Genomic DNA, 6,138 nt, shown 5'->3' with positions numbered 1-6,138 from the left:
CCGCCGCATCGGCGTCCGCCGCCAGAGATATCTGCGCCCGCCTGCGCGTCGCCGGAGAGGCGTGCTCAGTCGTCGACTGAAACGCTGTAGCAGCCTTCCCCGGCAGCCCCGAGCAGCCACCCACGCTCGGCGCACAGTGCCGGGATGTCCTTCCGTGCGGCAGGGTCGTCGGCGTGCAGCAGATAGCGCCCTGCCCCTCCCTCGCGGATGGCGCGCGCAAGGCGGAGCGCAGGCAACGGGCACTTCAGGCCGCGCGCATCCACTTCGACGGCAGGTGTCGGGCCGGGTTCGTGCATATCGCCAGCCATAGCGCCTTGCCGCACTGGCGCAAAACCATGGGCGATCCGGGCTTGACCGGCCGCGCCGCCCGCGTCATCGCCATCCGATGACCCAGAACCAGATGCTCATCCTTGCAGGCGTTCTGCTGCTCGTACTGGCGATCATCGTCGCCGTTCGCATGATGCGCAACCCGACGGCGACGGAAACCCCCGCACCGCCCGAAGCAGCGCCGCTGCCGGAAACGCCGCCAGCCTACACACCGTCGCCGTTTCTTGCGGCGCCCGAAGGCCAGCCCGATGATCTCGGGCGGATCAAGGGCCTCGGCCCGAAGCTTCAGGCGCGGTTGCAGGAACTGGGTGTGTTCCACTACCGCCAGATAGCGCAGTGGACCCCGGCGCAACTGGCGCTGGTCGATGCTGAACTGGGGCAGTTCCAGGGCCGCCCCGAGCGCGACCAGTGGCAGGCGCAGGCAGCGCTCCTCGCCTCGGGCGACATGAAAGCCTACGAACGCGCGCACGGCAAGCTGGGCGGAGGCGCTTGAGCACTGCCACCAGCGCGGCGCCGTCGATCCCGCGTGGCCCGCTCGCCTTCATTCTGCTGACGATCCTGATGGACGTGATCGGCTTCGGGCTGATCATTCCGGTGCTGCCGACGCTGGTGGCCGAAGTCGGCCATGTCGATCCCAGCAAGGCCGCCGGTATCGGCGGCTGGCTGATCATGTCCTATGCGCTGGCGCAGTTCCTGTTCTCGCCGGTCCTTGGCGGCCTGTCCGATGCCTATGGGCGGCGGCCGGTGTTGCTGATCTCGATGGCTGGTTTTGCCATCAACATGCTGATCGTCGCCTTCGCGCACACCTTGTGGCTGCTGTTTCTGGCCCGCATTCTGGCCGGCATGACCGGCGCCAGCATCGCCACTGCCAACGCCTACATCGCCGACATCACCCCGCACGAACGCCGTGCGCAGACGTTCGGGCTGCTTGGTGTCGCATTCGGGGTCGGGTTCGTGCTTGGCCCGGCGATGGGCGGTGTGATCGGCGCGGTTCACCCGCGCTGGCCGTTTCTGGCGGCAGCGGCGCTTGCCGGGCTGAACATGGCGTCGGGCTATTTTCTGCTGCCCGAAAGCCACCCGCGCGAACGCCGCCAACCGTTCGACTGGAAGCGCGCCAATGTGGCCGGAAGCCTCGGCAGGCTGGGCAGGCTTGGCGGCGACTTGCGGCGTCTGGCGATCGTCTATTTCCTGTGGATGCTGGCCATGCAGGCCCTGCAGGGTATCTGGAGCTATGTCGCCGCCTACCGCTATTCGTGGGCGCCGTTTGCGATCGGCCTGTCGCTGACGTTCGTTGGCGTGATGGCGGTGCTGGTGAACGGATTTGGCGTTCGGCGCGCGGTCAGCCGGTTCGGCGAACGGAAAACCGCAATTCTGGGGATTGCCGGCGGCACGGCATCCTACGTCATTTTCTTTTTCGCCGACCAGCCGCTGCTTGCCTATGTCGGGCTGGCCGTCAGTGCGATCGGCGGGCTGACGGTGCCATCGTTGCAGGCGATGATGACGCATGGTGCCGCCGCCGACCGGCAGGGCGAATTGCAGGGCGCGCTCTCTACGCTGGCATCCCTGACGATCATCATCGGGCCGCCGGTCTTTGCCTATGTGTTCACGCGCTTTTCCGGTGAAGGTGCAGCCGCCAACCTGCCCGGCATGCCCTTTGCCCTGTCAGCGCTGCTGACGGCATGTGCGCTAGCGCTGCTGGCGTCGGGCCGCCCGAGCGAGGAATGACCGCCAGACCCGCCCCCGTGTCGCGCCGCGAACTGCTGGTGCTTGGCGGCATGGCGGGCGCGGCGGCTACGGGCGGCTGGGCGCTCCGCCGGATGCAGCCAGTGGGCACCGTAGTCGACAATAGCCCGACCGTTGCCGCAGCGCGCGCGGAACCCGGCCCCGAGGCAGGAAACCTTCGCGGCGACGTGACGTTCATCGTCTTCACCGACTTCAACTGCCCCGCCTGCCGGATCGCCCACGCCGACATGATGGCCGCCATCAAAGCCGACGGAAACACCCGCCTCAGGTTCCTCGACTGGCCGATTTTCGGCGACACCAGCCGCGCTGCCGCCCGCGCTGCGATCGCGGCAGACCGGCAGGGCCTGTATCTTCCGGTGCATGCGGGGTTGATGCAGGGCGGCACCGCAGATCAGGCCGCCGCCGAAGCCGTAATGGAAGCCGCAGGCGGCAGCGTCGACGAACTGCGCCGGGCGCTTGACGTGCATGGTCCTGCTATCGATGGCGCGCTCAGCCGGAACGCGGTGCATGCCTTTGCGCTTGGGCTGGGCGGCACCCCCGGCCATCTGATCGGCCGCGTGCTGTTGCGCGGAGCAGCTTCGGCGCGCAATTTCCAGCGCGCGATCGACCGCGCCCGCAAGCTGGACTGAACCAAACTCTAACCACGGGTTATAGGCTGCACATGCCCTTTGGCTGGCGCTCCGGCGTCGGGAAGGGAAAGCTGCCGTGTCATCAGGGAAGCTTCCAGAGGAATAAACGATGCGACACGCAGACCTTTGCCGCGGCATCAGCGGCCGCACCCTTGCCCTTGCGATTGCCCTGTCGGCGGCCCCCGCCTTCGCGCAGGCCGCCGACGGCAACGTGCCCGACAGCAGCGACGTGATCGTCGTCACCGGATCCCGCATCGACATCGGCGGTTTTGAATCGCCGACGCCAACCACCGTCGTCGACGCGATCGACCTGAGGCTCGGCGGACGCCCCGGCATCGCCCAGGCGCTGAACGACATGCCGCAGTTCCGCGCGACCACGACGCCGCAGACCACCAACGCCAACACCAATTCCGGCACGACCGCCGCCGACCTGCGCGGCCTCGGCTCGATCCGGACGCTGACGCTGCTGAACGGCCGCCGCTCGATCGGCACCAACGACTTGAACTTCATCCCGATGCAGTTGGTGAAGCGGGTCGATGTGGTGACGGGCGGCGCTGCCGCTGCCTATGGCTCGGGCGCCGTCGCCGGTGTCGTCAACATCATCCTCGACGAGGAAATGAAGGGCATCAGGCTGGATGCGCAAACCGGCATCGCCAGCCGTGGCGACGCCGCCCGCTACTCGGTCGATGCAAGCTACGGCACCAGCTTTGCCGACGACCGCGCGCACTTCATGATCGGCGGTAGCTGGGCCAGGGAAATGGGCGCATTCGACCGTTTCAGCCGCGAGAATGTCGGCAGCACCGCGCTGTTCCCGAATCCGGCCTATGCCCCCGGCAACGGCGAAGCACAGTTCGTCCTGATGCCCGACGTGAACTTCGCCGACGCCAGCACCGGCGGCCTGATCGTGAACGGCGCACTGGCCGGGCAGACATTCAACGCCGACGGCACCTTGCGCCCGTTCCAGTTCGGCAACCCCCGCAACGCGACGCTGATGGTCGGCGGCGAGGGCATGTCGACCAGCGGCGAGCGGTCGATGACGGCGCCCTACGAACGCTACAACGGCTACGCCCGCCTTTCCTATGATGTCAGCGATTCCGCGACGCTCTGGGTGGATGGGCTGTACAGCAACATCTCGGCCAAATATCTGTTCTACTCGGAAGTCGCGCGCGGCAACCTCACCTTCTCGCGCGATAACCCGTTCCTGCGCCCGGAAATCCGCAACCAGTTGCTTGCAGCGGGCCAGACCAGCTTCAAGATGGGCCGCTTCTTCACCGATTACGGCCAGCGCATCTTCAACTATCGCCGCAGCACATGGGAAGGCGGCGTCGGGCTGGACGGATCGTTCGCCGACGGCCGCTGGAAATATGGCCTGTTCTTCAGCCACGGCGAATTCCGCGACCTGCGCGGCTATGACAACCAGCGCGTCACCACCAACTTCGCCCAGGCGATCGACGCCGTGCGCGATGCAAACGGCAACATCGTCTGCCGTGTCGCGCTGACCGACCCATCAACCGCCTGCCGCCCGCTCAACGTCTTCGGTTCGGGCAACGCCTCGCCGGAAGCGGTGAAGTACGCGTTCGCCAGCGCCTCTGGCGGCACGAAAACCACCCTCGACAGCGGCGGCGCCAGCATCCGGGGCGAGGCCTTCTCGCTGTGGGCGGGGCCGGTTGCGGTCGCGGCCGGTTTCGAAGCGCGCCGTGAAGGCATCTCCTCGCTCGACATCGATCCGATCTCGCTCAACAAGGGCTTCACGCAGTTGAACTTCTCGCCGCTCGACGGCTCGTTCGACGTCAAGGAAGGCTTTGCCGAAGCAACGGTGCCGCTCCTCGACATGCAGGACGTCGCCGAAATCGCTGTGAACGGCGCGGCGCGCTATTCCGATTATTCCAACACCGGTGGCATCTGGTCGTGGAAGCTGGGCGGCACCGCCCGCCTGTTCGACCAGTTGATGCTGCGCGTCACCCGTTCGCGCGACATCCGCTCGCCGGCGCTCTCGGAACTGTTCACCACCCGCACGACGACCTACAGCACCGTTGCCGACCCGTGGACGGGCGGGACGGCCGCAGTCGTGCGCTATGGCGGCGGTAACGAGAACCTTGAACCGGAAGTCGCGCAGACCTTTACCGCAGGCGCCACCTGGTCGCCCGACGCAGTGCGCGGGCTGCAACTGTCGATCGACTATTACCGCATCGACATCGATGGCATCATCGTCACGCCGACGGCGCAAGACATCGTGACCCGCTGCTTCAAGGGCATGACGGCGATGTGCAACCAGATCGAACGGCAGGGCGGCCAGATCACCACGATCTACGCCACCTTCGTGAACTTCGCCCAACTGAAGACCGACGGTGTCGACTTCGAGGCCCGTTACCAGTTCCCGCTGTCGAACCTGTTCTCGAACGCAAACGGCTCGCTCAGGCTGCGTGCGATCGGCACCTACACCGGCACCCGCACATCCGACGACGGGCTGACGGTGCTGGAAACGGTCGGCAGCGTGGGCGACGGCACGTCTGGCGTTCCGCGCTGGCGCGTGAACGGCGTCATGACCTACGAAAACAACGGCAGCAGCTTTGATCTGCGCGTGCGCCATGTGTCCGGCGGCCTCTATGACCAGCAGGTCAGCATCGCCAACAACGCGATCTCCGCCAAAACCTACTTCGACCTCGGCGGCCGCGTCCGGACCGGGCCGTTCACCTTCTTCGGCAATATCGTCAACCTGTTCGACGTGGCCCCGCCGCTGACGACCAGCGGCCAGATCCATTACGACCAGCTCGGGCGTTACTTCTCGGTCGGCGCATCGCTCAGGTTCTGATCGACAAAGGGGCGCCGACTACGCCGGCGCCCCTTTGTCGTTCCCGACACTGCTGAATCAAATCCGGGTTGGCGGGGCGGTTCCCTGGCCAGCCCGGTTTGCGTTTCAACTACTTCGTCCGACTGAACGCGACGTTCCAGGCCCGACCGTCGTTGTAGCGGACGCCCGTAATCTGCTTCCTGCGATCACGCACGAAGCGCAGAACATTGCCGTTTCCGGCGGAGAACCCGTCGGCGAACAGCGGTGTCAGTGCCTGCGGCTTCATTCCGGGCCGCGACGAGGGTACGAACTGCAACGTCCCGTCGGCGGCTGTGCGGACCAGCAGGCAGAAGTCGTTGTCCACGCCGCAATAGCGGCCGACATAGGGTGCCACCGCAACCGAGGTGACCGGCTCAACCGGCTGATAGGGGATGCGTTCGCCGGTGGTTTCCACGACGAGGCCACCGTTGCCGTCGAACACATAGGTCATGTCGCCTCGCTGCCAGCGGCCCGGCCCGGCGGGCTCAAGCTCTGCGTCATTGGCGCGAACCTTCGTTCCCTCGACACTGATCCTGACCGGCAGGCCGTTCAATCCGCTCAGGAACAGCCCTTCGGCCGGAAGCGGCCCGGATGCGTAACTGGCGGGCG

The 6,138-nt window shown here is 66.5% G+C and carries 5 protein-coding genes and 1 pseudogene; 4 read left to right on the top strand and 2 right to left on the bottom strand.

Features of this window, described 5'->3' with window-relative positions:
• Positions 1-65 precede the first annotated feature (65 nt).
• Complete coding sequence (locus AC16JP_RS05120) at positions 66-308, bottom strand: sulfurtransferase TusA family protein (RefSeq protein ID WP_484339528.1); 243 nt, start codon at positions 306-308, stop codon at positions 66-68.
• A 77-nt stretch (positions 309-385) separates the two neighbouring features.
• On the opposite strand from AC16JP_RS05120, the gene AC16JP_RS05115 reads away from it, so the two are divergent.
• The 4 genes from AC16JP_RS05115 (at position 386) to AC16JP_RS05100 (ending at position 5,511) form a co-directional block, all read left to right on the top strand.
• On the top strand, positions 386-820 hold the full coding sequence (locus AC16JP_RS05115) for a hypothetical protein (RefSeq protein WP_484339527.1): 435 nt from the start codon (positions 386-388) through the stop codon (positions 818-820).
• A complete protein-coding gene (locus AC16JP_RS05110) occupies positions 817-2,052 on the top strand; it encodes a TCR/Tet family MFS transporter (protein WP_484339526.1) in 1,236 nt (411 codons plus the stop codon). The genes AC16JP_RS05115 and AC16JP_RS05110 overlap by 4 nt, the downstream gene beginning before the upstream one ends.
• Complete coding sequence (locus AC16JP_RS05105; protein WP_484339525.1) at positions 2,049-2,699, top strand: DsbA family protein; 651 nt, start codon at positions 2,049-2,051, stop codon at positions 2,697-2,699. The genes AC16JP_RS05110 and AC16JP_RS05105 overlap by 4 nt, the downstream gene beginning before the upstream one ends.
• Positions 2,700-2,808: 109 nt before the next feature.
• The gene (locus AC16JP_RS05100; protein ID WP_484339524.1) at positions 2,809-5,511 is read left to right on the top strand and encodes a TonB-dependent receptor domain-containing protein; all 2,703 of its coding nucleotides are present in this window, start codon (positions 2,809-2,811) and stop codon (positions 5,509-5,511) included.
• Positions 5,512-5,620: 109 nt separating this feature from the next.
• Here the strand turns inward: AC16JP_RS05100 and AC16JP_RS05095 are convergent.
• A pseudogene (locus tag AC16JP_RS05095) lies at positions 5,621-6,138 on the bottom strand (hypothetical protein); the annotation flags it as partial.

It is taken from the genome of Sandaracinobacteroides sp., assembly GCF_057137845.1.
This window is presented reverse-complemented; position numbering and strand designations above follow the sequence as displayed.

Coding starts and splice junctions, on each gene's coding strand:
- AC16JP_RS05115 (WP_484339527.1), top strand. CDS start 386: ATGACCCAGAACCAGATGCTCATCCTTGCAGGCGTTCTGCTGCTCGTA.
- AC16JP_RS05100 (WP_484339524.1), top strand. CDS start 2,809: ATGCGACACGCAGACCTTTGCCGCGGCATCAGCGGCCGCACCCTTGCC.
- AC16JP_RS05105 (WP_484339525.1), top strand. CDS start 2,049: ATGACCGCCAGACCCGCCCCCGTGTCGCGCCGCGAACTGCTGGTGCTT.
- AC16JP_RS05120 (WP_484339528.1), bottom strand. CDS start 308: ATGGCTGGCGATATGCACGAACCCGGCCCGACACCTGCCGTCGAAGTG.